Annotated in this window: 21 protein-coding genes and 4 tRNA genes; 13 read left to right on the top strand and 12 right to left on the bottom strand. The window is 59.8% G+C overall.

Features of this window, described 5'->3' with window-relative positions:
* Together PVZ77_RS11560 and PVZ77_RS11555 are read right to left on the bottom strand one after the other, a co-directional pair.
* Positions 1 to 1,575 (bottom strand): sensor histidine kinase, encoded by a 1,575-nt coding sequence (locus PVZ77_RS11560; protein ID WP_273806545.1) that lies wholly within the window; start codon positions 1,573 to 1,575, stop codon positions 1 to 3.
* Positions 1,559 to 1,807 (bottom strand): PP0621 family protein, encoded by a 249-nt coding sequence (locus tag PVZ77_RS11555; RefSeq protein WP_273806544.1) that lies wholly within the window; start codon positions 1,805 to 1,807, stop codon positions 1,559 to 1,561. The genes PVZ77_RS11560 and PVZ77_RS11555 overlap by 17 nt, the downstream gene beginning before the upstream one ends.
* A gap of 131 nt (positions 1,808 to 1,938) precedes the next feature.
* On the opposite strand from PVZ77_RS11555, the gene PVZ77_RS11550 reads away from it, so the two are divergent.
* Positions 1,939 to 3,561 carry an NAD+ synthase gene (locus PVZ77_RS11550; RefSeq protein WP_273806543.1) on the top strand — a complete coding sequence of 541 codons (1,623 nt, stop codon included), beginning with the start codon at positions 1,939 to 1,941 and terminating at the stop codon, positions 3,559 to 3,561.
* A 67-nt stretch (positions 3,562 to 3,628) separates the two neighbouring features.
* Here the strand turns inward: PVZ77_RS11550 and PVZ77_RS11545 are convergent, their stop codons facing one another.
* Complete coding sequence (locus PVZ77_RS11545; RefSeq protein WP_273806542.1) at positions 3,629 to 4,654, bottom strand: outer membrane protein assembly factor BamD; 1,026 nt, start codon at positions 4,652 to 4,654, stop codon at positions 3,629 to 3,631.
* A 188-nt stretch (positions 4,655 to 4,842) separates the two neighbouring features.
* On the opposite strand from PVZ77_RS11545, the gene rluD reads away from it, so the two are divergent.
* The 11 genes from rluD to PVZ77_RS11490 all read left to right on the top strand — a co-directional run bounded on the left by rluD (position 4,843) and on the right by PVZ77_RS11490 (position 16,307).
* Positions 4,843 to 5,802 (top strand): 23S rRNA pseudouridine(1911/1915/1917) synthase RluD, encoded by a 960-nt coding sequence (gene rluD, locus PVZ77_RS11540; protein ID WP_273806541.1) that lies wholly within the window; start codon positions 4,843 to 4,845, stop codon positions 5,800 to 5,802.
* The gene (gene pgeF / locus PVZ77_RS11535; RefSeq protein WP_273806540.1) at positions 5,799 to 6,530 is read left to right on the top strand and encodes a peptidoglycan editing factor PgeF; all 732 of its coding nucleotides are present in this window, start codon (positions 5,799 to 5,801) and stop codon (positions 6,528 to 6,530) included. The genes rluD and pgeF overlap by 4 nt, the downstream gene beginning before the upstream one ends.
* 130 nt (positions 6,531 to 6,660) lie before the next feature.
* On the top strand, positions 6,661 to 9,225 hold the full coding sequence (gene clpB, locus PVZ77_RS11530; RefSeq protein WP_273806539.1) for an ATP-dependent chaperone ClpB: 2,565 nt from the start codon (positions 6,661 to 6,663) through the stop codon (positions 9,223 to 9,225).
* Positions 9,226 to 9,387: 162 nt separating this feature from the next.
* Positions 9,388 to 9,463, top strand: a tRNA-Asn gene (locus PVZ77_RS11525).
* A gap of 10 nt (positions 9,464 to 9,473) precedes the next feature.
* Positions 9,474 to 9,550: transfer RNA gene (locus tag PVZ77_RS11520), tRNA-Pro, on the top strand.
* Positions 9,551 to 9,555: 5 nt separating this feature from the next.
* Positions 9,556 to 9,631, top strand: a tRNA-Lys gene (locus PVZ77_RS11515).
* Positions 9,632 to 9,901: 270 nt separating this feature from the next.
* Positions 9,902 to 10,435, top strand: a complete 534-nt coding sequence (locus PVZ77_RS11510) for a GspH/FimT family pseudopilin (RefSeq protein ID WP_273806538.1) — start codon at positions 9,902 to 9,904, stop codon at positions 10,433 to 10,435.
* Positions 10,436 to 11,032 carry a type IV pilus modification protein PilV gene (gene pilV / locus PVZ77_RS11505; protein ID WP_273806537.1) on the top strand — a complete coding sequence of 199 codons (597 nt, stop codon included), beginning with the start codon at positions 10,436 to 10,438 and terminating at the stop codon, positions 11,030 to 11,032.
* A 3-nt stretch (positions 11,033 to 11,035) separates the two neighbouring features.
* Positions 11,036 to 11,821: a PilW family protein gene (locus tag PVZ77_RS11500; RefSeq protein WP_273806536.1), complete on the top strand. Its 786-nt coding sequence runs from the start codon at positions 11,036 to 11,038 to the stop codon at positions 11,819 to 11,821.
* The gene (locus PVZ77_RS11495; protein ID WP_273806535.1) at positions 11,818 to 12,423 is read left to right on the top strand and encodes a pilus assembly PilX family protein; all 606 of its coding nucleotides are present in this window, start codon (positions 11,818 to 11,820) and stop codon (positions 12,421 to 12,423) included. The genes PVZ77_RS11500 and PVZ77_RS11495 overlap by 4 nt, the downstream gene beginning before the upstream one ends.
* Positions 12,420 to 16,307 (top strand): pilus assembly protein, encoded by a 3,888-nt coding sequence (locus tag PVZ77_RS11490; protein WP_273806534.1) that lies wholly within the window; start codon positions 12,420 to 12,422, stop codon positions 16,305 to 16,307. The genes PVZ77_RS11495 and PVZ77_RS11490 overlap by 4 nt, the downstream gene beginning before the upstream one ends.
* A 69-nt stretch (positions 16,308 to 16,376) precedes the next feature.
* Here the strand turns inward: PVZ77_RS11490 and cyoE are convergent, their stop codons facing one another.
* From cyoE to PVZ77_RS11460, 6 genes are all read right to left on the bottom strand, one after another.
* Positions 16,377 to 17,264, bottom strand: coding sequence for a heme o synthase (gene cyoE, locus PVZ77_RS11485; RefSeq protein WP_273806533.1), 888 nt, complete (start codon positions 17,262 to 17,264; stop codon positions 16,377 to 16,379).
* A gap of 11 nt (positions 17,265 to 17,275) precedes the next feature.
* On the bottom strand, positions 17,276 to 17,614 hold the full coding sequence (gene cyoD, locus PVZ77_RS11480; protein ID WP_133861289.1) for a cytochrome o ubiquinol oxidase subunit IV: 339 nt from the start codon (positions 17,612 to 17,614) through the stop codon (positions 17,276 to 17,278).
* Complete coding sequence (locus tag PVZ77_RS11475; protein ID WP_133861288.1) at positions 17,614 to 18,228, bottom strand: cytochrome o ubiquinol oxidase subunit III; 615 nt, start codon at positions 18,226 to 18,228, stop codon at positions 17,614 to 17,616. Before PVZ77_RS11475 ends, cyoD begins: the two co-directional genes overlap by 1 nt.
* 4 nt (positions 18,229 to 18,232) lie before the next feature.
* Positions 18,233 to 20,221, bottom strand: coding sequence for a cytochrome o ubiquinol oxidase subunit I (gene cyoB / locus PVZ77_RS11470; RefSeq protein ID WP_133861287.1), 1,989 nt, complete (start codon positions 20,219 to 20,221; stop codon positions 18,233 to 18,235).
* Positions 20,222 to 20,224: 3 nt separating this feature from the next.
* A complete protein-coding gene (gene cyoA, locus PVZ77_RS11465) occupies positions 20,225 to 21,148 on the bottom strand; it encodes a ubiquinol oxidase subunit II (protein ID WP_273806532.1) in 924 nt (307 codons plus the stop codon).
* Positions 21,149 to 21,554: 406 nt separating this feature from the next.
* A tRNA-Thr gene (locus PVZ77_RS11460) sits at positions 21,555 to 21,630 on the bottom strand.
* Positions 21,631 to 21,920: 290 nt separating this feature from the next.
* Between PVZ77_RS11460 and PVZ77_RS11455 the strand changes: the two genes are divergently transcribed.
* Positions 21,921 to 22,919 (top strand): SDR family oxidoreductase, encoded by a 999-nt coding sequence (locus PVZ77_RS11455; RefSeq protein ID WP_273806531.1) that lies wholly within the window; start codon positions 21,921 to 21,923, stop codon positions 22,917 to 22,919.
* A gap of 109 nt (positions 22,920 to 23,028) precedes the next feature.
* Here the strand turns inward: PVZ77_RS11455 and PVZ77_RS11450 are convergent, their stop codons facing one another.
* From PVZ77_RS11450 to PVZ77_RS11440, 3 genes are read right to left on the bottom strand one after another with little or no spacing between them, the layout of a single operon-like run.
* A complete protein-coding gene (locus PVZ77_RS11450; RefSeq protein WP_273806530.1) occupies positions 23,029 to 23,925 on the bottom strand; it encodes a glycosyltransferase in 897 nt (298 codons plus the stop codon).
* Positions 23,922 to 24,833, bottom strand: coding sequence for a glycosyltransferase family 2 protein (locus PVZ77_RS11445; RefSeq protein ID WP_273806529.1), 912 nt, complete (start codon positions 24,831 to 24,833; stop codon positions 23,922 to 23,924). Before PVZ77_RS11445 ends, PVZ77_RS11450 begins: the two co-directional genes overlap by 4 nt.
* Positions 24,821 to 26,146, bottom strand: coding sequence for a PglL family O-oligosaccharyltransferase (locus PVZ77_RS11440; RefSeq protein ID WP_273806661.1), 1,326 nt, complete (start codon positions 26,144 to 26,146; stop codon positions 24,821 to 24,823). Before PVZ77_RS11440 ends, PVZ77_RS11445 begins: the two co-directional genes overlap by 13 nt.
* Positions 26,147 to 26,189: the final 43 nt, after the last annotated feature.

The raw sequence follows: 26,189 nt of genomic DNA, 5'->3' as shown, positions 1-26,189 counted from the left end.
TCAGCTCATTGTGCGGGGATGGGCGAAGGTGATGCGAAAACAGCTGCCATTCGCCAAGGGATGATAGCCAAGTCTGGCCTGGTTGCTCTCGCAAAGCTCACGGGAGATGTACAGGCCCAGTCCGGTCCCCTTGTTTTCGGTGGTGAAGAAGGGCTCGAACAGGTGGTCGAGTTGCTCGGCGGCGACGCCCGCTCCGTCGTCGACCACCTCGAGGATGGGCAGGTCGCTTTCCGGATCGCGGTAGGTGCTGAGCCAGACCTGGCCGATGCCGTGCTTCTGGCAGCTGTAGCGCAGGCCGTTCTGCACCAGGTTGGTCAGGATCTGGCCCAGCTGGTGAGGATCCATGTGCGTCTGCAAGGTGCCCGGCTCGGTCTTGACGTGCAGCGTCTGGCCGGCGGGCAGGGTAGGGCGCAGCTCCCCGGCGAAACGGTGCGCCCAGTAGCGCAGATCGATCAGCTGGGGGGCGGCCTGCTGGCGGCGAGACAGTTGCAGGACGTTTTCCACCACCCGGTTCATCCGCCGCGACTGGTCCTGGATGATCTGTGCCAGGCGCCGGTCCGGCGTGGTCAGTTCTTCGGATTCCTGCAGCAGTTGCGCGGCATGACTGATGGCCCCCAGCGGATTGCGGATCTCGTGGGCGATGCCGGCGGTGAGGCGGCCGAGGGAGGCGAGTTTGAGTTGCTGGGCCTGCTGGGCGATGCGCGAGACGTCTTCGAGAAAGGTCAGCACCCGCTCGCCCTCGCCCTGCTGCAAACGGGCGAAGCTGGGTTGCAACAGGGGGCCGTTGGCATAGGCGCGCCAGGGCGCGGGCCGGATACTGGGATTGCGCTCCCATTCCTCCAGGCGCTGGGCGAGCCCCAGAGCCAGGGGCGCGATGGTGTCCTCGTCATCCACGCCCAGCAGGCGGCGGGCTGCCGGATTCACCAGCAGCACCTGGTATTCGGCATCGAACACCAGGATGCCGGTCCGCATGCGTTCGAGGATCAGGGCATTGAGGGCTTCCAGTTCGGCCACGGCGGTGGCGCGGGTTTCGGCCAGGGCCTGGCTGTCCAGCAGGCGCCGGACCAGGCCCTGCACCAGCAGCGCCGTGGCGAAGCAGAGGGTGCCCAGGCCGGCCGCCTGCACATAGCCACTGCCACTGTCGCCGCGGCGCAGGTCGAGATAGCCGGTCGCCAGCAGCAGGGCGATGGCCGCCAGGGCGGCGATCAGCAGGCCGCGGCGGCCACGGATCAGGACGTTGGACACCCCGACGGTCACCACCAGCAGACTGCCCATGCCGCTGGCGATGCCGCCGGCCAGGAAGAACAGGCCGCCGAGGGCGAGGATATCGATCAGCGCCAGGGTGAAGGCGCGACCGCGCAACAGCCGCTGGCCGACCGCCAGCACGGCGTTGACGGCGAGATAGGCCCAGCTGGCCTGGCGGAACAGCTGGCCGTCGACGGTACGCAGCCAGTGCTGGTCCAGGTCGCTGGAGATCAGCACCACCAGCGCCAGGCCGATGACGATGCGATAGAGGTGATAGAGCCGCAGGACCGCGTCGGCTCTCAGGGTGCCTGGATCAGTCGCGGCGCTCATGCTGCAACCGGCGGTGTTCGGCGCTGCAATACCAGCGCTGGCCTTCGCCATCGGCCAGGGCTCTTGCCTGAGGCACATGCACGCCGCAATGGGCGCAGCGCACCATGGCGTCGGGCGGCAGCGTGGGCGCCTTGGCGGCGGGCGTCTGCGTCTTGCCGCGCCACCAGCGTCTGATCATCCAGAACAGCGCGCCCAGGAGGACGAGCCACAACAGCAGGCGAAGCAGACCCATGGCGATCTCGCAGCGTGAAGGAGGCTGGAGTTTAGCAGGGCTACCGCAGCCGGTGAGCCCCGCATGGCATCGATTGTCCCGCTTCGCTGCATGCGGGAAAATGCGCCGATCAATCGGGCAAGGAAGAGTGCATGAGTCAGCTGCTGAACGTCGTGATGGCGCAAGTGAACCTCAAGGTCGGCGACATCCACGGCAATGTGGATCGGATCATCGCCGCGGCCCAGGAGGCCCGGGATGACTTGCACGGCGATCTCATCGTCTTCCCGGAATTGTCGCTGTGCGGCTATCCCCCGGAGGACCTGCTGCTGCGCTCGAGCATGCAGCGCCGGATCGAGCAGGGCCTGCAGCGGATCCGCCAGGAGATCGCCGGTATCCATGTGCTGGTGGGTTTTCCCTGGCTGGAGGAGGGGCGCCGCTACAACGCCTGCGCGGTCTATCGCGACGGCGCCGAGCTGGCTTTCTATCGCAAGCAGCAGCTGCCCAACTATCGGGTGTTCGACGAGAAGCGTTATTTCGAGCCGGGTGACGGTGCCGCGGTGTTCGATTACCAGGGCGTACCCATTGGCGTCACCATCTGCGAGGACATCTGGTTCGCCGAACCCATGGCCAAAGCTCGCGCGGCCGGGGCACGGCTGATGCTCAACCTCAATGCCTCGCCCTTCCATGGCGGCAAGCAGCCGGAACGCGAGGCCGTGGTAGGCGAACGTGCCCGCGAGGGTGGCATGCCGGTGGTCTACGTCAACCAGGTGGGTGGCCAGGACGAACTGGTGTTCGACGGCCACTCCTTCGTGGTCGATGCCCGGGGGCAGGTCAGCCAGCGCGCGCCGGCCTTCGTCGAGGGACTCTATCCGGTCATCTTCGATGAGGCTCTGCAACCGCAGCCGGCCGCGCTGGCCCCCATCGCCTCGCTGGAGGCCAGCGTCTATGACGCCCTGGTGCTTGGGGTACGCGACTACGTGCGCAAGAACGGCTTCAAGGGGGTGGTGCTGGGGCTGTCCGGTGGTATCGATTCGGCCCTGGTGCTGGCGGTCGCCGTGGATGCGCTGGGCGCGGAGCAGGTGGAGGCGGTGATGATGCCCTACCACTACACCGCCCAGATCAGCCTGGAAGACGCCGAAGCCGAGGCGCGGACGCTGGGCGTGCGCTACAGCGTGCTGCCTATCGCGCCCATGGTCGAAGCCTTCCAGGAGACCCTGGCCGGCGAATTCGCCGGGCTCGGGCGGGACACCACCGAGGAGAATCTGCAGGCGCGCTGCCGCGGGACCCTGCTGATGGCCATCTCCAACAAGAAGGGCTATCTGGTGCTCACCACCGGCAACAAGAGCGAGATGGCCGTCGGTTACGCCACCCTCTATGGCGACATGGCCGGCGGCTTCGACGTGCTCAAGGATGTGCCCAAGACCCTGGTGTTCCGTCTTTGCAGGTACCGCAATCGAGCTGGCGAGGTGATTCCACAGCGCGTCATCGACCGCCCGCCGTCGGCCGAGCTGTCGCCCGACCAGAAGGACGAGGACTCGCTGCCGCCCTATCCGGTGCTCGACGAGATCCTGCGCCTGTATGTCGAGCAGGATCTCTCGGCGGTGGATATCGTCGCCGCCGGCTTCGACGAGGAAACGGTGCGCAGGGTGCTGCGCCTGGTGGATCTCAACGAATACAAGCGGCGCCAGGCGGCGGTGGGGGCCCGGGTCACGCAGCGCGGTTTCGGACGTGACCGGCGCTATCCGATCACCTCGGGCTGGCGGATCGGCGACTAGGTCGCCGGTTCCGGCGCCATAAAAAAGGGGAAGCCGATGGCTTCCCCTTTTTACGTCCGGCGCCGGATCAGTCGAACAGACCAAAAGTCAGGCGGCTGAACCAGGACCGCTTGGCCGGCGCCGGCGTCGCGCCACCGGCCTTCTCGGCTTCGGCCGGATCGACGATGCGCAGCTCGGGCGCCAGGTTGTCACGCTCTTCCTGGTACTTGCGCTGGATGTCCTGGCTGGCGCGGGTCTCGCCGGGCGGCAGCGGATCGCTCGGGCGATCGATCAGGCCCAGGGTCGCACGGGTCAGCCAGGAGCGCTGCTGATCCTTGTCGTCCGGCTCGCGCAGCTGGAATTCGCCATCCTTGAGGCTGACGTTGTCCGGGTAGTTGAGCTTGAGGGTTTCCAGACTGGTGGCCGCCAGGTCGTTGAGACCCAGGTGCCTGTAGGCTTCGGTCATGATCGCCAGGCCATCACCCACGGACGGGGTGCCCTGGAAGTTCTCGACCACGTAGCGACCGCGGTTGGCGGCGGCCACATAGGCCTTGCGGGTCAGGTAGTAGTGGCCGACGTGCACGTCGTAGGCCGCCAGCAGGTTGCGCAGATAGACCATGCGCGCCTTGGCGTCCGGGGCGTAACGGCTGTTGGGGAAGCGGCTGGTGAACTGGGCGAAGTCATTGAAGGAGTCGCGCGCCGCGCCCGGATCACGCTTGGTCATGTCCAGCGGCAGGAAGCGCGCCAGCAGGCCGCGATCCTGTTCGAAGGAGGACACGCCCTTCATGTAGTAGGCGTAGTCGACGTTCGGGTGCTGCGGATGCAGCCGGATGAAGCGATCCGCCGCCGTGCGCGCCGCTTCCGGCTCGCCGTTCTTGTAGTTGGCGTAGATCAGCTCGAGCTGGGCCTGCTCGGCATAGCGACCGAAGGGATACCGCGACTCCAGGGCCTTCAGCTTGCTGATGGCATCCGTGTAGCTGCTGTTGGAGATATCGCGCTGAGCCTGGGTATAGAGCTCGCCCTCCGGCAGATTTTCCGGAACCTCGGGCGCTTTCGAGGAGCAGGCGGCGGTGAGGACTAGGCTGGTGACCAGCAGCAGGTGCTTCAATTGCATGGCGGCTTGGATTCCCCGAAACGGTCGGCGGTGCAGGGATGAGCGCGGAGAGCACTCACCTAGCCTGTGACGGGGCCGGAACCGTCCTGTTATGATGATCGACCCGGAATGCCGGGGCAAAAAAGTCGCCGTATTTAACCACAGGGTCGGGCCGATTCCAAAAGCCCCGCCATTGCCCGCGCAGATCCATGTCCGAATCCATCGTTCTCAATGCCGAAGTCCCCTACGAACTCGGTGGCCAGCGCCTCGATCAGGTCGCTGCCCAGCTGTTCGCCGAACACTCCCGCTCGCGTCTCGCCGCCTGGATCAAGGACGGCAGCCTGACCGTCGACGGCGCCGTGTTGCGCCCGCGTGACACCGTCCATGGCGGCGCCCAGCTGGCGCTGCGTGCCGAACGCGAGGCCCAAGGCGAATGGGTGGCCCAGGACATCGAGCTGGACATCGTCTACGAAGACGATCACCTGCTGGTGCTCGACAAGCCGTCCGGACTGGTGGTGCATCCGGCTGCCGGCCATGCCGATGGCACCCTGCTCAACGCCCTCTTGCACCATGTGCCGGGACTGGAAAGCGTGCCGCGTGCCGGCATCGTCCATCGCCTGGACAAGGACACCACCGGACTCATGGTGGTGGCCAAGACCCTGGAAGCCCATACCCATCTGGTCGCCCAGTTGCAGGCGCGCTCGGTGAGCCGCATCTATGAAGCCGTCGTCGCCGGGGTGATCGTCGCCGGCGGCACGGTCAACGCGCCCATCGGCCGTCATTCCCAGCGTCGCCAGCAGATGGCGGTGATCGCCGGCGGCAAGCCCGCCGTCAGTCACTACCGGGTGCTGGAGCGCTTCCGGGCCTATACCCATACCCGGGTCAAGCTGGAAACCGGGCGCACCCACCAGATCCGCGTGCACATGACCCACGTCGGTTTTCCGCTGGTGGGCGATCCGGTCTATGGTGGGCGCTTCAAGATCCCGCCGGCGACCAATCCGACCCTGATCAAGACCCTGCGCGAGTTTCCGCGCCAGGCGCTGCACGCGCGCTTCCTCGAATTGGATCATCCGGTGACCGGCGAGCGCCTGCGCTGGGAATCGCCGCTGCCGGAAGACCTGGTCTGGCTGCTGGATCTGCTGCGCCAGGACCGGGAATCCTTCGAATGATCGGCGCCGACTGGCTGCGGCCGGACTGGCCGGCGCCGGTCGGCGTCCAGGCCTGCGTCACCACCCGTTTGGGTGGGGTCAGCCGGCTGCCTTTCGCCAGCTTCAACCTAGGTAACCACGTCGGTGACGATCCGGTGGCGGTCGCCGAGAATCGCCGTCGTCTGGGCGAAACCCTGGGGTGTCAGCCGGCCTGGCTCGAACAGGTCCATGGTACCGAGGTGGTCGAAGCCGATCCTATGCAGGTGCTGTGTGCCGATGCGGCCTGGACGGCCACGCCCGGTGTCGCGGTGACCATGATGACCGCCGACTGTCTGCCGGCGCTGTTCTGCCGGCGTGACGGCTCCCGCGTCGCGGCGGCCCATGCCGGCTGGCGCGGTCTGGCGGGTGGGGTGCTGGAAGCTGCCGCGGCCAGTCTGGAGGTGGCCCCCGCCGAGGTGCTGGTCTGGCTGGGCCCGGCCATTGGTCCGGCCAGCTTCGAGGTCGGTGCCGAGGTGCGTGAGGCCTTTGTCGCCCAGCAGGCCGACGCCGCGCACTGCTTCGTGGCCAGGGGTGGGGACAAGTACCTGGGCGATCTCTATGCCCTGGCCCGTCTGCGTCTCGCCGCCAAGGGCATCACGGCGGTCCATGGTGGCGGCTTCGACACCTTCGCCGATGACCAGCGCTTCTTCTCCTATCGGCGCGCCGCCCGTACCGGACGCTTCGCCAGCCTGATCTGGATCAAGCCCTAGGTCTTTTTTTGGGATGTCAAGCCTCCCCGGCTTGAATCGTTACGCATCGCCCCTATCTAAAGGTCATTCCCGCGGGTAATCGAAAGCGCCCACTGTCGCGCTGTCCCGCGTTTCAGATAGGACCTTGCCCATGCGTATAGACCGTTTCACCAGCAAACTGCAGCTCGCCCTGTCGGATGCCCAGTCCCTGGCCGTTGGCCACGACCATCCGGCCATCGAGCCGCTGCACCTCTTCTCTGCCCTGCTCGAACAGCAGGGCGGTTCCATTTTCCCGCTGCTGCGCCAGGTCGGCTTCGACCTCGCCAGCCTGCGCAAGACCCTCGCCGAAGAGCTGGACAAGCTGCCCAAGATCCAGAATCCCAACGGCGATGTGAATCTCTCCCAGGACCTGGCGCGCCTGCTCAATCAGGCCGATCGCCTGGCCCAGCAGAAGGGTGACCAGTTCATCTCCAGCGAGCTGGTGCTGCTCGCCGCCATGGACGAGAACACCCGCCTCGGCAAGTTGCTGCTGGGGCAGGGCGTCTCGCGCAAGGCGCTGGAGAACGCCATCAACAACCTGCGTGGCGGCGAGGCGGTCAACGACCCCAACGCCGAGGACAGCCGCAAGGCGCTGGACAAGTTCACCGTCGATCTCACCAAGCGCGCCGAGGACGGCAAGCTCGACCCGGTGATCGGCCGGGACGACGAGATCCGCCGCACCATCCAGGTCCTGCAGCGCCGGACCAAGAACAATCCGGTGCTGATCGGCGAACCCGGCGTCGGCAAGACCGCCATCGCCGAGGGCCTGGCCCAGCGCATCATCAATGGTGAGGTACCCGACGGCCTCAAGGACAAGCGCCTGCTGGCGCTGGACATGGGTGCCCTGATCGCCGGCGCCAAGTTCCGCGGTGAATTCGAGGAGCGCCTCAAGGGCGTGCTCAATGAACTGAGCAAGCAGGAAGGGCGCATCATCCTGTTCATCGACGAACTGCACACCATGGTCGGCGCCGGCAAGGCCGAGGGCGCCATGGATGCCGGCAACATGCTCAAGCCGGCGCTGGCCCGTGGCGAGCTGCATTGCGTGGGTGCCACCACCCTCGACGAGTACCGCCAGTTCATCGAGAAGGACGCGGCCCTGGAGCGGCGCTTCCAGAAGGTGCTGGTGGACGAGCCGAGCGAAGAAGACACCATCGCCATCCTGCGTGGCCTCAAGGAGCGCTACGAGGTACACCACAAGGTGGCCATCACCGACGGCGCCATCATTGCCGCGGCCAAGTTGTCCCATCGCTACATCACCGACCGCCAGCTGCCGGACAAGGCCATCGACCTGATCGACGAGGCTGCCAGCCGTATCCGCATGGAGATCGACTCCAAGCCCGAGGCCCTGGATCGCCTGGATCGCCGTCTGATCCAGCTCAAGGTGGAACGTCAGGCATTGAAGAAGGAAGAGGACGAGGCCGCGCGCAAGCGTCTGGAAAAGCTCGACGAAGACATCGCCCGCCTCGAACAGGAATACGCCGACCTGGAGGAAATCTGGAAAGCCGAAAAGGCCGAGGTCCAGGATTCCGCCCAGTTGCAGCAGCGCATCGAGCAGGCGCGCACCGAGCTGGAGGCCGCCCGCCGCAAGGGCGATCTCAACCGCATGGCCGAGTTGCAGTACGGCACCATCCCCGATCTGGAGCGCAGTCTGCAGATGGTCGACCAGCACGAGAAGCCGGCCAACCAGCTCTTGCGCAACAAGGTCACCGAAGACGAGATCGCCGAGGTGGTCTCCAAGTGGACCGGCATTCCGGTCAGCAAGATGCTCGAAGGCGAGCGCGACAAGCTGCTGCGCATGGAAGAAGCCCTGCACAACCGGGTGATCGGCCAGGACGAGGCGGTCACCGCCGTGGCCAACGCCGTGCGTCGCTCGCGAGCCGGGTTGTCGGATCCCAACAAGCCCAGCGGTTCCTTCCTCTTCCTCGGCCCGACCGGGGTGGGCAAGACCGAGCTGTGCAAGTCGTTGGCGGAATTCCTCTTCGATACCGAAGACGCCATGGTGCGCATCGACATGTCCGAGTTCATGGAGAAGCACTCCGTGGCTCGCTTGATCGGCGCACCGCCCGGCTATGTCGGCTACGAGGAGGGCGGCTACCTGACTGAGGCCGTACGGCGCAAACCCTATTCGGTGGTCCTGCTCGACGAGGTGGAAAAGGCGCATCCGGATGTCTTCAACATCCTCCTGCAGGTGCTGGACGACGGTCGCCTGACCGACAGCCAGGGGCGTACCGTGGACTTCCGCAATGCGGTGATCGTCATGACCTCGAACCTGGGCTCGGCGCAGATCCAGGAGCTGGTGGGCGATCCCGACGCCCAGCGGGCGGCGGTGATGGACGCGGTGGCGGGCCATTTCCGTCCCGAGTTCATCAACCGCATCGACGAGGTGGTGGTATTCGAACCTCTGGGTCGCGAGCAGATCGCCGGCATCGCCGAGATCCAGCTGCATCACCTGCGTCAGCGACTGGCCGAGCGTGATCTGCAACTGGAGCTGACGCCGGAGGCCTTGGACAAGCTGGTCGCGGTGGGTTACGACCCGGTCTATGGGGCGCGCCCACTCAAGCGGGCGATCCAGCGCTGGATCGAGAACCCGCTGGCCCAGCGGATCCTCTCCGGCGCCTTCGCGCCGAACAGCCGGATTCAGGGCCGCCTGGAGGGCGACGAGATCGTCTTCGCCTAGCAAATGGCCGGGCGATCCCAGGGTCGCCCGGCGTTTCCTATAAATTTGTGAAAAAACAGCAGGCTAGGTGTTGACGTCTGTTTCCACTTCCGTAAAATGGCGCACCTCACTTACGGCAAAGCTCGAAAGGCACTGGCGTAAGAGGGGTTGGAAGAGAGAAATTCCGCGATAGCTCAGTCGGTAGAGCAAATGACTGTTAATCATTGGGTCCCTGGTTCGAGTCCAGGTCGCGGAGCCACTTCCATTCTCGGGGTATAGCGCAGCCCGGTAGCGCGCCTGCTTTGGGAGCAGGATGTCGGGAGTTCGAATCCCCCTACCCCGACCATATTTGGGTCGTTAGCTCAGTTGGTAGAGCAGTTGGCTTTTAACCAATTGGTCGCAGGTTCGAATCCTGCACGACCCACCATTTTTACCAGAAACCCTCCGCCAGGAGGGTTTTTGCGTTTCCGGGACATTATTTTCCCAGCGCCAGGCTGAGCGTCATCCCGAAATCTTTCTGCTTCCAGTATTCCGGCTGGCCATCCTCGGCTCATCACGCCACGCTCTATTTCGCTCATCTCCCACGAACACCTTGATCCAGGTAGCTTCCCCCGCAAATAGAAGCGATAGCCGGTCATAGCACCTGCCTGAGCCCTTACTACTATCAGGTGAAGTAACGGGTTTTCAGGCGGTGGGAATGCAGTCGAAACGCCTCTCGGGTTTCACGCTCATCGAGGTCCTGGTCGTCATAGCGCTGCTAGGCATCGTCACGGCGCTGGCGGCGCCTGGCTTCGCGAGCCTGGTGCAAAGCAACCGCGTCCAGGCGGCAGCCGGGGAATTGCAGCGCGCGCTCTATTACGCGCGCAGCGAAGCCATGAGTCGTGGCGTGAATGTCGTCGTCACTACTGATCCAGAGGATGCCAACGGCTGGATGGGCGCGCTGAAAATCACCACAGCCAAGACCGTGGTACTGCCCAATGCCGAAGTCCTGCGGCAATACAGTGGCGGGCTGGGAAATGGCGTCAACGGGACGGGTTTCATTGGCGGTGCTCCCCTTACCAGTCTGACTTTCCAGCCCAATGGCAGTCTGAAACTCAGCGGCGAAGTCACCATTCGCGTCTGCGCCACCAATGCGCTCACCCAGGGCAAGCAATTCACCCTCAACCAGGGTGGGGTGCTGACCGTAATCGACTACACGCCTAACCGTGCCAGCGCCGTGGGGTGCAGCTAGATGAAGCGCCGCAAAGGTGGGTTCAGCATGATCGAGGTGCTGGTCAGTCTGGTGATCATCTGCATCGGCGTGCTGGGTATGGTCGCCCTGCAGACGCGCAGCGTGGCGCTGTCCCAGGACTCGGTGCAACGCAGCAATGCGATGGTTCTGGCCAACGACCTGCTCGAACTCATGCGTAGCAACCGCGACCAGGTGGTGGCGAGCGACAAGGTCAAGATCGATGGGGCCTACATCAAACAGCCCGGTACCAACTTTCGCACCAAGGCCCTCGATGCCGGCAAGACCTGCTTGACCCGGGATCGCTCTGCGGGCGGGGAGACGGTAGCGGGGCAGGATCTGGGTTGCTGGTTGAACCAGGTGAAGGCCTTGCTGCCGGTAACGGACGCGCTGATCGCCAGCAGTTTCGCGGTCTGTCCGGCCTCCGGCGTGCCACCCTTGCCAGCCAGCGACACCTCGGGCAATACCACGCCGCTCAAGGCTTGCGAGGCTAATACGGTGGCGACGGTGATGGTCGTCGTCGCCTGGCAGGACGTCAGTAACGATTCGCTGAACTGTCCAAAGGGCGTCTGCTACTACGCCCTGCGCTCGGAGCTGTAGGCCATGGACCTCAAACCGCGTAGACAGAGGGGCTTTTCCCTCATCGAGATGATGATCGCTCTGACCGTAGGCACCTTCCTGGTATTGGGCGTCTCGCAGATCTATATCAACAACAAGCGCAGCTTTCTCTTCCAGCAGGGCCAGACCGGCAATCGCAACAATGCCCAGCTGACCTTGCAGGTGCTCGATCGGCAACTGGCCCGTACCGGTTTCCGCGCCGAGATCCGCTATCAGGGCACCTTGCAGGCAGCCTTTCCGGCGGTGGGTGAGGTCAAGGATGCCGACGACATCAGCTGTCCAGCCTTTGCTGCCGGCGCCACCTTCGCAGCGACCACGGACAATGCCAATGCGCCCACCGGCATCTGCATTCGCTATCAGGGTGCACTGGACAGCAAGGATCAGGACTGCCTGGGCAACCCCATCCCCCGGGTGAATCTCAATGCCGGCGGCAACGTGCTGCTCAAGCTGCGTTACACCGCGGGCAATACCCCTGGCGGTGGCACCCTGAGCTGCACCGTCTGGAGCGAGCGTGGAGGCGCGCTAACGCGCAAGGGCAGTGCGGTGCTGGTGCAGGGGCTGCAAGACTTCCGCTGGTCCATTCCACCCAAGGCGGATGCACCGGCCGTGCGCTATGCGGCGCTGCTCAGTACCACTGAGGCGTTAACCAACGATGTGGCCAGTAACACGGCTGCAAATTGGCAGACCCTGACCGGGCTACAGATCGCCGACGCCAGTCGACCCATGCAGATACTGCAGAGCACCGTCACCCTGAGGAATCTTGCGCTATGAGTCCGGTCATCGACAGGCAGCGCGGCGCGACCTTGCTGATCGCCCTGGTGATGTTGCTGCTGCTGTCGCTGCTGGCCGCCTCCAGCATGCGTCAGACCTTGCTGCAGGCCCGCAGTGGCGGTGCCGCTCTGGAAAACACCCAGGCCTTCAATGCCGCGGAAGCGGCGCTACGCGAAGGTGAGCGGCGATTGATGGCCCTCAGTCAGCAACCGTCCTTTACCGCCTTCAGTGCCGGCTTCGCCAGCTGTCCTGAAAGTGTGCCGGCGATAAGCAGTGCTTTCGGCAAGCCGCCTACGGGTGACCTGTGCATCCTGACCAAGGCGAGCGATCTCAATACCGGTGCCCTGACCCAGACCTGGGCAGCAGCGGCGCTTCAGGCAAGCGGGACCAATCCTACGGCGCGTACCGTCGCCTATCGCGGCTCCGATGGCAGCGCTTCCTTTGCCCAGACACCCCGCTGGGTAGTGACGGCCATCGGCAGCAGCTCGGTCGATGTCTCGGCGCCAGCCACCAACCTATTTCGGATTACCGCCGTCGCTCAAGACAGAGGCCGGCGCTTTCCAGTGATCCTGCAAAGTGTCGTCGCCCTGGAGGTGCCATGAGTCGAGCTGCATCGGGCATCGGGTCTCTGGCCCTGCTGCTGACCCTGGCCACCTCGACGGCACAGGCCGCGGCCTTGAATCTCAGTCAGCAGCCGCTGTTCCTGACCAACAGTGTCGGTCCCAATCTGTTCGTCACGCTGGATAACTCCACTAGCATGCAGATGGCGGTGGTGCCGGATGCGTCGAATACCGATGCTATCCGACCAACCCGGCGCGCCAAATCGGCGGCCTTCAACAGCCTCTACTACAACCCGGCGATCACTTATCCGGCGCCTTATGCGGTGAGCTACAGCAGTACGGGCGGGCTGACCCGTACGCGACTGTCCACCAGCTTTACTAGTGCCTATGTAAACGGCTATCGATCGAGCCTGGGTAGCGTCAATCTGGCCACCGACTACCGCGTCAGCTGGAGTTATAACCCCAATCTGGTCACTACAGATCCCAATGTGGCGCGAGGCAACTCCTACGGAAATCCGGGGCTGCAGAACACCAGCCCGAGCATGCTGGCGGAAAATCCAGCGCAGGATTTCCAAAGCGCGGGCAGCTACCAAGGCACGAGTCGTAGTTATGGACGAGTGACGCTGCTGGATATCCTATTGGGTGGCAGCTTTACCGAAACCATCAACGGCGTTCAGGTCTCCATCAGTGATTCGTCCCTGCTCGGCTGGTTGCTGCGGGCGGAAGCGCTGGGGGGGTGCACGGCGAGCATCGCCAACACCGCGTCGATCACCTACAGCGGCGTGACCTGCACGCGGAACGTGAGCTACGCCGTGGGCGGTGTTTTCTCGTCGGTGACCTACACCATCACCGCAACGGTCGTGTCGAGCGTCTCGGCTTATTACTACCTTTACGACGCCACCTTAACCAGCTGCCGGTCTGCTTCGCTGCAGAACGATGACTGCTATCGCCGCGTATTCGTGACCGCCACCTCCGGGCCCAACGGCACGGACGAGCGGCAGAACTTCGCCAACTGGTACTCCTTCTACCGCAGCCGCGCCCTGGCCGCCCAAACCGCCACCAACCTGGCCCTGGCAGAAGCATCGGAAAACATTCGGGTGGGTTGGCAGGCGCTAGGTACCAATCAAAGCTGCGTTCTAGCTGCGGTAGACCCAAACTGCCGTGGTATCAGTCCGACAACATCCTACGATAATCGCTTACGACCGTTCACTGGCGCACACCGCGTCGCCTTCTTTAGTTGGCTCGGCGATGTTTACTACAACCAGAGTACTCCTTTGCTGGAGGCAGTTGCTCGAGTCGGCGATCTACTCAAGGCTACTGGCAGCAATAGTCCCTATGCTTATGATCCTGGGAATAGTGAGAAGCCAGTCTACGGTTGTCGAGCCAGCTACAGCCTAGTTGTCACCGACGGTATCTGGAACGCTCCCCTTGCCTCCAGCAACGCTGATGGCACGGCCGTCGACTTGCCTGATGGCCAGAAATATTCACCTCAGGCTCCCTTTCAGGACGCTACCTCCAGCACTCTCGCAGACCTGGCCTTCCTCTACTGGAGCACCGATGCCCAACCCGGGCTCGACAACAAGGTACCGCCCTACAATACCGTGACCAACAGCGAGGTTCGGGGCCCCAATACGCTTTCGCCCTACTGGAATCCGCGCAATGACCCCGCCACCTGGCAGCATCTCACGGGGTTCTACGTGGGTATCGGCTTGAGCAGTGCGCTGATCAATCCGGATTGGGATGGCGATACCTTCGCCGGTGGCTACGCTGGCTTGGCCGCAGGCACTACGCCCTGGCCGGTGGCGGGGGCGGCCGACTCGGTCAACCAGAACAACGTCTACGACCTCTGGCACGCGGCGATCAATTCGCGGGGCGAGTTCTTCAGTGCGGAAAACGCCAGTGATCTCATCACCTCCCTTGGCAAGGTCGTTACGCGGATCACCCAATCCACCAGCGTGGGGGCAAGCCAGACGGTATCGCCCACCCGCGTAGGGGATGCCAACGCGCTCTTTACCTATTCCCCGTCCTTCTCCAGTGCCGACTGGAGTGGGGACGTAATCAAGTACCAACGCACGGGTACCACCCAGACGAGGATCTGGAGCGCCGCTCAACAACTCGATGGCAAGTTCGCTGCGGGCAATACCGGCTTCGGCACTCGCAAGATCTACATGGCCAAGGGCGGGGCCTTGACCGATTTTGCCTGGGCGAATCTGAATGCCGATCAACAACTCAGTCTCAACAAAAACTCCGGGGGTACCGCCGACACCTATGGCAGTCGCCGAGTGGATTATGTGCGCGGCGATCGCAGTCTGGAGGCGCCCGGGGCCGCGCCGGCGTTCCGCCCGCGCGGCCATATTCTCGGGGACATCGTGAATTCCTCACCGGTGGTCGTGGACGGCCCCAATAGTCCCATCGCCCTGATGAACGCGACCGTTGGCGATAATTCCTATGCGACGTTCCGCACTACCAATGCAGTCCGTGAGCGGCGTATCTATGTGGGTGCCAATGACGGCATGCTGCATGCCTTCAACGACCAGGGGCAGGAGGTCTATGCCTTCGTTCCCAGCGCCGTCATCGCCACTCTCAACCGGCTGACCGAGCGCAGCTACAACGGCGGCGGGCATCAGTCCTATGTCGACAATACACCGGTAGTGGGGGACGTCTATTTCAACGGAGCCTGGCGCACGGTACTGATCGGCACGCTGCGCGGGGGAGGGCGGGGCATCTTTGCGCTGGACATCACCAATCCCAATGCCCCGGTGCTGCTCTGGGAAAAGTCTGACGCCGACGCCAGCTACAAGGACCTGGGCTTCACCTACGCCCAACCCGTCATTACCCGGCTGCATACCGGCGGCTGGGGCGTGGTGGTCAGCAATGGCTACAACAGTGCCCAGGACAACGCCGTGCTCTATGTAATGAACGTGGTTGATGGCAGTCTGATCAAGGCGCTGCCCGCCACCGATAATGTGGCGGCACCCAATGGGCTGAGTTCGCCCTTCGTGGCCGATGTTGACGGCGACCTGATCGCCGACTATGCCTATGCCGGTGACATGCACGGCAATCTTTGGCGCTTCGATCTGATCGGTACCTCCCTGACCGCAACGGCCGCAGTGGACAACCTCCGTGTCGCCTTCGGGGGTCGACCCCTCTATACCGCCCAGGCCAGTAGCCTGGCGCCCGGTACCACCAATCTGGTCCAGCCGATCACCGCCAGTCCTGCGGTCGTGGCTCATCCGAGTGGAACGGGACATCTGGTGCTCTTTGGTACCGGCAAGTATCTCGAGGCCAACGATGCCCTCGCCAATACCAGCAAAGCCATGACTCTCTACGGCATCTGGGATCGCCAGACTGATGGATCGCCGGCCAGCAGCACTCCATTACTGACGATCGCCAGTCTGCAGCAACAGAACCTGGGGAATGATCAGCGCATCAATTACACCAGCTCTGCCGGTTCCAGCGTCAGCAGTACGGCGAACACTATCTCCACGACGTCGGTCAGCTATGACGCCAATACGGCGACCAATGGCAAACAGGGCTGGTATCTGAATCTGCCCTTGAATGGCGAGCTGGTGATCAACAAGCCCCAGCTGTTCAGCGGCACCCTGTTGATGAGCTCTCTGATACCCAGCACTGACGCCTGCACCGCCGGGGTCACCACCTACCTCTATGCCCTGGATCCCTACACCGGCGGCAACAACAGTGGCCTATTCAATCTGGGGACGGATACGGTCTATGGGCGTATCCAGCTCGATGGCCTGCTCGGCGGGATCGTCCCCTTCGTCTACGGTGACGGCAGTTTCAGCATGGAAGGTACGCTGGCCGATGCCGCGATATATGGTAGCGACGGCAAGGCGCCGAATGGCTTGCGGGGTGACCTGCCCGCCAGCCGCCGTCAGACCTGGCGCGTCATTACCAACCAGGATTAGTGAAAAGGCTTTCACGCAGGCATGAAAAAGCCCGGCACTAGGCCGGGCTTTTTCATGGAACGGTGCGTCTCAGCGTGCGTAGGTTAGCAGCACGTCGCCCGGGATCTGGAAGTCCACCGACATCATGACGCTCAGGGCGGTGATGGCGATGATGGAGAACCCGAACAGCTTGCGTGCCCATTGCACGTCGTTCTCGGCCTGATAGCCCATGAAGGCCAGGCGCAGCCACCAGGCGCCGATCACGGCGGCTACTGCCAGATAGACGTAGCCGGCATAGCCGAGCACGGTCAGCAGCAGGGTGGCGACCATGAAGGCCACGGTGTACCAGACGATGTGACGCTTGGTCACCGCGATACCCTTGGCCACCGGCAGTACCGGAATCGAGGCCGCGGTGTAGTCCTTGAGACGGAAGATGGCGATGGCATAGGAATGCGGCATCTGCCAGAGGCAGAAGATCAGCAGCAGTACCGCAGCGCCACTGTCGAACTGGCCGCTGGCGGCGCAGTAGCCGATCACCGGCGGTGCGGCACCGGACAGGCTGCCGACCAGGGTGCCGTATACCGAGGTGCGCTTCAGCCAGAGGCTGTAGAGCCCTACATACACCACGAAACCCATCACCGCGAAGGCGGTGGCGACCAGATTGGTCGCCCCGTACAGCAGCCCCACCCCGGCCAGGCCGAGGAGGGTGGCATAGGCCAGCGCCATCTTCGAGGAGATCGTGCCCTGGACCAGGGCGCGATTGCAGGTTCTTTCCATCTTCTGATCGATGTCCCTATCGATCACGTTGTTGAACACACAGCCGGAAGCAATGACCAACGACACCCCGATCGCCGTCGCCAGCAGCAACAGCGGGTCGATGCTCCCTTTGGAAGCCAGGAAGAACCCGCCGGCAACCGAGATCAGGTTGCCGAAGATGATGCCCGGCTTCGTCACGAGAAGGTACTTCTTGATCATCACGTCGGCCCGGTTCAGTGGATCATCATGTTGTTGTGCATGTGGTACATGATCCACAGGGATCCCACGACCACGATACCGACGATGACCACGGTGAAACCAAAGGAGATCACGTTCCAACGCTGCTCTTCGGAGGTGTTCAGGTGCAGGAAGAAGTACAGGTGCACCAGCAGCTGTACCACCGCCATGATCACCACGATCGCCAGGGTCGCGCCCTTGGAGAAGGTGGGGAACATCACCAGACCGAAGGGAATGACCGTCAGGATGACCGACAGGATGAAGCCGACCATGTAGCTCTTGAAAGTGCCATGGCTCTCGGCGGTGTGCCCGTGGGCGTTATGATCGTGCGCCATTACAGAACCCCCATCAGATAGACGATGGTGAAGACGAAGATCCAGATGATGTCCAGGAAGTGCCAGAACAGGCTCAGGCACGACAGGCGGGTCACGTTGGTGGTGGTCAGGCCCTTGGAGGCAACCTGCAGCATCAACACGATCATCCAGATCAGACCCGAGCTCACGTGCAGACCGTGGGTACCGACCAGCGCGAAGAACGACGACAGGAAGGCACTGCGATCCGGACCGTAGCCCTCTTCGATCAGGTGATGGAACTCATAGACTTCCATGCCGATGAAGCCGGCACCGAACAGCCAGGTGACCGCCAGCCAGCCCAGAACGCCACCCTTGCTGCCATGGTGCTGAGCAATCATGGCGAAGCCGTAGGTGATACTGGAGAACAGCAGCAGGAAGGTTTCGACCAGGACGAACGACAGTTCGAAGATGTCCTTCTGGGAGGGGCCATCGGCATGGGCCCCGCTCAGGACTGCATAGGTCGCAAACAGCGTCCCGAACAGAATGCAGTCGGTCATCAGGTAGGACCAGAAGCCGAACGTCTTCATCGATCCGGCGTCGTGGTGCCCATGCTCCTCGGCATGGGCGACTTCGTTATGCATAACTTGATTCGCCATTGGATTAGGCCTGCTTGAATTTCGCCAGGGACTGAATGCGCGCGGTTTCGATTCGCGCCACTTCTTCCGCCGGTACGTAGTAGTCGACATCGTCGTCGTAGCTGCGGACGACCGCACTGACGATGCAACCCACGAAGCTGGCGATGGCCAGCCACCAGATGTGCCAGATCAGGGCGAAGCCGAGGATCAGGGCGAAGAAGCTGATCACGATGCCGGCAGCGGTGTTGCGCGGCATGTGGATCTTCTTGTAGTCCGCATCCTTCTTCTCGGTGATGCCTTTTTCCTTCATGCCCCAGTAGGCGTCGATGTCGTGCACTTCCGGCACTTCAGCGAAGTTGTAGAAGGGCGGCGGCGACGAGGTCGACCATTCCAGGGTACGGCCATCCCACGGATCGCCCGTCACGTCCACGTTTTCCGGCAGATTGCGGTCGCGGATACTGACGTAGAACATCCACAGCTGGCTCAGGATGCCGAGGGCGATGATGCCGGCGCCAATGGCGGCGGTCACCAGGAAGGGGTGCCAGTCAGGGTTGTCGTAGTGGTTCAGACGACGGGTCATGCCCATGAAGCCCAGCATGTAGAGCGGCATGAAGGCGACATAGAAACCGATCAGCCAGCACCAGAAGGCCTGCTTGTTCAGCTTCTCGTTCAGCTTGAAGCCGAACACCTTCGGGAACCAGTAGATCATGCCGGCGAAGTAGCCGAACACGGCGCCGCCGATGATCACGTTGTGGAAGTGGGCGATCAGGAACAGGCTGTTGTGCAGCACGAAGTCCGCACCCGGTACCGCCAGCAGTACGCCGGTCATGCCGCCGATGCTGAAGGTCACGATGAAGCCCAGGGTCCAGAGCATCGGCGAGGTGAACTGGATACGACCCTGGTACATGGTGAACAGCCAGGTAAAGATCTTCACCCCTGTCGGGATCGCAATGATCATGGTCGCGATGCCGAAGAAGGCGTTGACGTTACCGCCCGAACCCATGGTGAAGAAGTGGTGCAGCCAGACGATGAAGGACAGCACGGTAATGGCTACCGTTGCCCAGACCATCGATACATAGCCGAACAGACGCTTCTTGCTGAAGGTGGAGGTCACTTCCGAGAACACGCCGAAGGCCGGCAGGATCAGGATGTATACCTCGGGGTGGCCCCAGGCCCAGATCAGGTTGGTGTACATCATCTGGTTGCCACCGGCTTCCGCGGTGAAGAAGTGGAAGCCCAGGTAACGGTCCAGGGTCAGCAGTGCCAGGGTCACGGTCAGGATCGGGAAGGCCGCCATGATCAGAATGGCAGTACACCACGAGGTCCAGGTGAAGATCGGCATACGCATCAGGGTCATGCCCTTGGTACGCATCTTCAGCACGGTCACGAAGAAGTTGACGCCGGTCAGGGTCGTCCCGATACCGGAAAGCTGAAGGGCCCAGATGTAGTAGTCCATCCCTACGCCTGGACTGTACTTGATGCCTGACAGCGGCGGATAGGCCACCCAGCCGGTCGCGGCGAATTCGCCCACGAACAGCGACATCATGATCAGCACGGCGCCGGCCACGAACAGCCAGAAGCTCAGCGAGTTCAGGAAGGGGAAGGCCACGTCGCGGGCACCGATCTGCAGCGGTGTCACCACGTTCATCAGGCCGGCCACGAACGGCATCGCCACGAAGAAGATCATGATCACGCCGTGGGCGGTGAAGATCTGGTCGTAGTGGTGCGGTGGCAGGTAGCCCTCGGCGCCGCCGGAGGCGATGGCCTGCTGGCTACGCATCAGGATGGCGTCGGAGAAGCCACGGAGCAGCATGATCAGCGCGACGATGAAGTACATCACGCCGATCTTCTTGTGGTCGACGGTGGTCAGCCACTCTTTCCAGAGATAGCCCCACTTGCCGAAGTAGCTGAGCGCCCCGATGAGTCCCAGGCCGCCCAGGGCGACCACAACGAACGTCACGAGAATGATCGGCTCGTGATACGGAATATCCGCCAGAGTTAATTTACCGAACATAACTTATTCCTCGGTACCGTGTTGACCACCGTGCTGGCTCATGTCCATCACGTGATCGGTCTGCTTGCTGAAGTCGGACTTCATGAACTTCTTGATGACCGTTCTGAACAGATCCGGCTCGACCGTCGAGTAGTAGGCGATCGGCTGCTTCTCGCTGGGCTTGGCCAGCTCGGTGTAGCTCGCCTGGTCCAGGGTCTTGCCACCCGACTGCTTGACCTTGTTCACCCAGGCGTCGAAATCGCCGGCGGTGGGTACCGCGTGCACGGTAAAGATCATGTCGGAGAAGCCGGCGCCGCTGTAGTTGGCCGAGCGACCCTCGAACTCGCCGGGATGATCGGCGATCAGGTGCAACTGGCTCTGCATGCCGGACATGGCATAGATCATGCCGCCCAGTGCCGGGATGGACAGGGTGTTCATGACCGACTCGGAGGTGATCTTGAACTGCACCGGGCGATTGACCGGAAGGGCGATCTCGTTCACCGAGGCGATGCCCTGCTCGGGGTAGATGAACAGCCATTTCCAGTCCATCGAGATCGCCTCGATCACCAGCGGCTGCTCGGGATGGTCGAGCGGCTTGAAGGGATCCAGTTCGTGGGAGGTCTTCCAGGACAGGATGCTCAGGAACACCACGATGGCCAGGGGGACCAGCCAGACCACGGCTTCGATCTTGTAGGAGTGAGCCCAGTTCGGGGTGTACTTGGCTTCCTTGTTGGTAGCGCGGTACTTCCAGGCGAACAGGAAGGTCATCACGATGACCGGGATCACCACGATCAGCATGAGGCCGAACGCTGTGTAGATGAGGTTGCGTTCTTGCACACCGATGGAGCCTTTCGGATCCAGCAGCACGGCGTCGCACCCGCTGAGCAGCAGCGCGGCGGCACCGGCCAGAAGCCAACCGGTTGGTTTTAGATACTTCGTTAGTTTCATCTCACGACCTCAGTAGAGCGGCTCATCGTGGTTATTCTCTCAACGTGCCTGTCGCCAGCCTCATGCTCCGCAACGGACAGGCATCCGTGCGGCAGACTGATGGATTGCAGAAATTGCGGGATTTCGCAGCGCGGTATGGTGCCACAGAGGGGCTGGATATTCGACCCTTTGGTCAGCCACCGTTCAGGTCTTGCCGGCTGTCAAGAAAGCCGAAATCAGGCGGGGTAAGGCACTGTCATGCGCTGGGTAAGAGTAGTCGAGCGACGGGGAGTCGCCAGTTCGATCGGGCTGGTGCGATTGGTACCCAGGCAAGGTGCAGGTCGGGGAAGGGCGCAGAAAGGCGCGGCCCAAGGCGGCTAAGGCCTTGAAGGCTTTGAAAAGACCAGGAGAGGACGAAGCGGAAGGATGGTGCCGGAGATAGGAGTCGAACCTACGACCTTCGCATTACGAATGCGCCGCTCTACCAACTGAGCTACACCGGCACGAAGCTTTCAATGATAAGTCTTCAGTTATCTGCTATGCAAGCCTGGCCTTTGAGCGCGCATGAAGGCCTGTGGCGATGTGTCGCACTGCTGCCCGCCCCGGATTTCGCGATTCGCCAATGCCCCGCGGCCTGACGCGATTTTTGAGAGGAGAGGTCAGCGGTCAGGGCAGAGTCCATCCGGGAAACCTTTGCCCGAGTCGTCATACCTAATTCTTCGCGGATCCAGCCTTGCCGCAGCTTTGTCCCAACCATCCTGCCGGCCGATAGCGGCCAATGCGGAGAGCCCCGATGACCGATTACTCCCTTACCCGTCGTAACGTCCTCGTCGGCTCAGCCGTGGGGCTTGCCGCCGCAGCCTCGGGCGCGGCAGTCGCTCAGGAAGGTAGCAGCACTATCAGGCCAACCAAACCCCTGCAGGATCCGCGTACCAAGTACAGCCGCGAGCCCTTCAAGGAACAACGCCAGGAATGGCCGGCGCTGACGAGCAAGATGGAGCCGCGTCCTGATCATGGCGAGACCAGCTATCACGGCTCGGGCCGCCTGGCCGGGCGCAAGGCCCTCATCACCGGCGGCGACAGCGGTATCGGTCGCGCAGTGGCCATCGCCTTCGCCCGCGAGGGAGCAGATGTGGCCATCAACTATCACCCTTCCGAAGAATCCGACGCCCAGGAAGTGGTCAGGCTGATCACCGAAGCCGGCCGCAAGGCCATCACCCTGCCGGCCGACATCCGTACCCAGGAGGCCTGCGAAGAGGTGGTGAACAAGGCTATCCAGCAACTTGGCGGTCTGGACCTGCTGGTGAACAACGCGGCCTACCAGCAGAGCAAGGCCGACATCCTCGAGATCACCGACGAGCAATTCGACCGGACCTTCAAGACCAACGTCTATCACGTCTTCCGTTTCAGCAAAGCGGCCATCCCGCACCTGCCGCCGGGCGCCAGCATCATCAATACCGTATCGGTAAATTCCTACGATCCTGGTGAGGAACTGATCGACTACGCCTCGACCAAGGCTGCCATCCTCAATCTCACCAAGGGCATGGCCAAGCAATTGGCCAAGAAGGGCATCCGCGTCAACGCCGTGGCACCGGGTCCGGTGTGGACGCCATTGCAGGTGGCAGGTGGTCAGCTGGAAGGGCAGATGAAGGAGTTCGGGCAGGACACGCCGCTAGGACGGGCAGGACAGCCAGCGGAGTTGGCGGGGTTGTATGTGGCGTTGGCGGAGGAGGATATGAGTTTTAGTACGGGGACCGTGGTGGGGGCGTTTGGGGGGAAGGGGATGCCATAATTACTAGCAATCGGTAGCCGTATTTATATTTTCGTATAGGCGTTTTTATATGATTGCGTTATACCTAAATATATTGATTTTCGGTGTTTTATTTGGTGCTGCGAGGTTTTTATAAGATGTTTGCGATCGAAAAGACCACCATAAGTACTTGGTCTTTTCTGCGTCTTCTCAATTTTAAGAAGTTTTTTAAGATAAAAGATTTTTTTATTCTGCCGCCGTCATGGTGTTTTATAATTGGGATAAGGTTTGGCTGAAAAAGAGCGACTAGTTTTAGAACCTTTTTGCTATATATCCCTTCCTTGATTTGTTTGATCCGCTTTCTAGCCGCTTTTATTCCTAGATTAGCGCCAAGTGCATTGTATTCATGTTGGCGATATAATACAAAGGAGTCATTCTCATCAATCAGCCATCTGAAGTTTCTTGATCTTGAGAAAGCATATATTGTCCAGTCATGAACGTCTATGCTCAATATTTCGCTGCGATAATTTTTAAAGAACTCTAGAAAACTTTCTGCTAGGAATTTGGATATCACGTACGTGCAACCAGGGCCGGCTGACTCAAATAGATAATCCCATTTCTGTTGAGGTTGTGATTTTTTTATCGAAACTTTCCTGCCGTTTTCCCAGAACGCAGTTACATTGCTCGAGTATCCGAGGTAGTTACCGTCTCTTATTTTTTTATAGGCAGTAATAAGCTTGTTTTCTGACCAGATGTCATCTTGATCTGAAAAGCACAGGTAGTCGTATTGGTGAATCGGTATTTTTTCTAACAAATGGTAAAAGCTTTTAGCTGCACTACCAAAGCTTTTTCTTTCATTAAGTACAGTTATATTTTTTTGAAATCTCGTTGCTTCGGCAATAATCTTTTCGGTATTGTCTTCTGATTTATCAATATTTATATATATATGTAGGTCAATGTCTTTTTGTGCAAGGATGCTAGCTATTTGTTCTGATATCCATGCTTCTCCATTTTTCGCTGCTAGCAATATAGCGAATTTTGCGTTCATTTTTTCGTAGGCCCTTGCAGCGTTTTAATGCCATCCATGAATCCCGCAAATAATGATCTTATGTATTTCTTTTTGTCGTTCTTGTATAAAAAAAAGAATGCGTGATGAAATATACATGCGGCAATTTCCCTTAGCGCAATTGCGGTGGGTATGTGCGGTAAGCCAAGTAAAATTATTGAGTTTCGTGCCCTATAGTATCTTCGTTCAGGCGAATGTATTGGGATGGTGAATCCCAGAAAGCTAGTGGAGCTCTCGCCTATGGTGTGAGTCATTTCACAGCGTGTTGAGCTAAATAGATGAAAGCCTTTGTTTTTTGCTCTAAAGCACCATTCGGTGTCGACGTAATCTATAAAAAGCGCTTCGTTCATCATTCCCACTGTAGCAAAAACTTTTGTAGGAATTACTTTTCCAGATGATATTAAAAGATCTACCTCTCTAGGTTTCGATGCTTTTTTTGCTCTTGTTTTTACTAAAAAACCATATTTAGATACTTTTATATGATTGGCATATTTATTATCGTGCTGTCTACCTCTATAAAGTGGGGCAATTGCAGCAACATTATAGTGAGGAGAAATGAGCTTTAAGTCATTAAGTAAATTTTCGATTGTGCTTTTGGAGATAAAACTGTCTTGATCTAAGAGTAAGACGTTCTCAAATTTTCTAGATTTTGCATATTCCAATCCTTGGTTTTGAGCTGCTGCTAAACCTGCGTTTTTTTCGTTTTCTATGAATGCAAGCGTTTGGCTATCTATAATTGGTTTTATCGCGCTGCCATTATCAATTACAAGGGTGCTTATTTTTGAGCGCTCTAGTTCAAGTAACAATGCATCTAGCTTGAGCGTTTCTGGATTGTATGTAACTATTATTGCCAGTATCCCAGAGAGCTCTTTTTCTTCTAGTTCGAGCACGAGCGTATTTCCTCAAGTTTATAAAGGGTTTCCTCAGGTTTGTTTTCCTTTGCGGAGGCTATGTCTTTTTTGATTGCTTTTTGATCTTTTTCCGAAAAACCTTTTATGTCTTCGAGAAATACTTCTTCGCTTTCGGTTGGGTATGCTTTGTAGCGGCTATTAACGACACTTTGTGCGAGTTTGTTTTCTTCTGCCGTGTAAAGCTCAATTGCCAGCTTGTCAAGTAGCGTGTAGGTGGGGAGCGATTTTGCCATTCGATAAATAAGACAAAGGCGTAAATTGCCGCTAGCTATTGGTAAGAAATTTAGATTCGAAAGATCAGCGGCGAAGCTCAAAGCCGGGTTGGCAGCTATGCGAGTAAAGTTTGCCGTTTTTTCTATATTTGAAAGTTGATCTGATGATTTGTATGTGTTTTCTACTAAATAAGAGTATTTGAATGATGTGATAATGGAGAGCGTTAGTAGCGATAAACAAGCTCCGCATATCACTGTTTGTGTAATTTTCGTCAATGGGATTTCGGTTCTTTTTAGATTGGAAGAGCCAATTATCGCGACTACTAGTATGAGGAAGTGCGTATACCAAAGAGGGTATTCCAATAGGCTATGTAGCGCCAGTGTGATAACTGAAAGCACTGAGAAATAGTCTTTCTTGGTGTTTTTTATTGATCTTGTCAGTTGAATGCTAATTATTGCTAGGCCGACTAGTGCTGGAGCTGCTGCTATGCCTAATTCGCTTAATAAGTTTATCACTATATTGTGTGAGTGGGTCCAGGTGATGTTTTGTGCTGAGTTGGATTCCTTTAGTTGCTCCAGAAAACTATAGTGCGCATAATTTCCCCAGCCTGTTCCCCACGGGAGATTATTCAATATTATGCTTAGGGATTTTTGCCACTCGGCCACACGAATGGCGTCTCCGCTGGCAAGTCGCTTCATGCCTGTTTCTTGGTTGGCAAATACAGTTGCTAGTACTTGGCAGGCTAATAAGGTTGCCAGCGAATAAAACAGTACTTTTAGAAAGCGCCGAGAGTAGTCTGTTGGCCGTCCCGTTCTAGAAAATATAAATATCAAAATTATCGAAGCTGCTAGATATAAGAAGATTGACCTTGATGCGGAAAACGCCAATAGGGGGGATATTAGAAATAATAATGTGACTAGAATATGCCGGTTTCTTGTAGTGCTCTCGTTTGAGTAGATATGTATAGCAGAAAGTAGTCCTATAAAGATGTAGGAAGTAAATAGATTTCTTTGTGCAATGTTTCCGTAAATGGTTGCGTTAGGGTTGTTAGGCTCCCAGAAAACGTAGGGCTTTACCATTTCGGTGAGGTTGAAAAGCTGGGTGTAGCCCGCCACGCAGCTG

The sequence above is a fragment of the Pseudomonas sp. SHLD1 genome, from assembly GCF_028640935.1.
In the GTDB taxonomy this organism is placed as follows: Bacteria; Pseudomonadota; Gammaproteobacteria; order Pseudomonadales; family Pseudomonadaceae; genus Chryseomonas; species Chryseomonas aestiva.
Note: the sequence above shows the minus strand (reverse complement) of the source record. Positions and strands in the feature narration are given on the sequence as shown.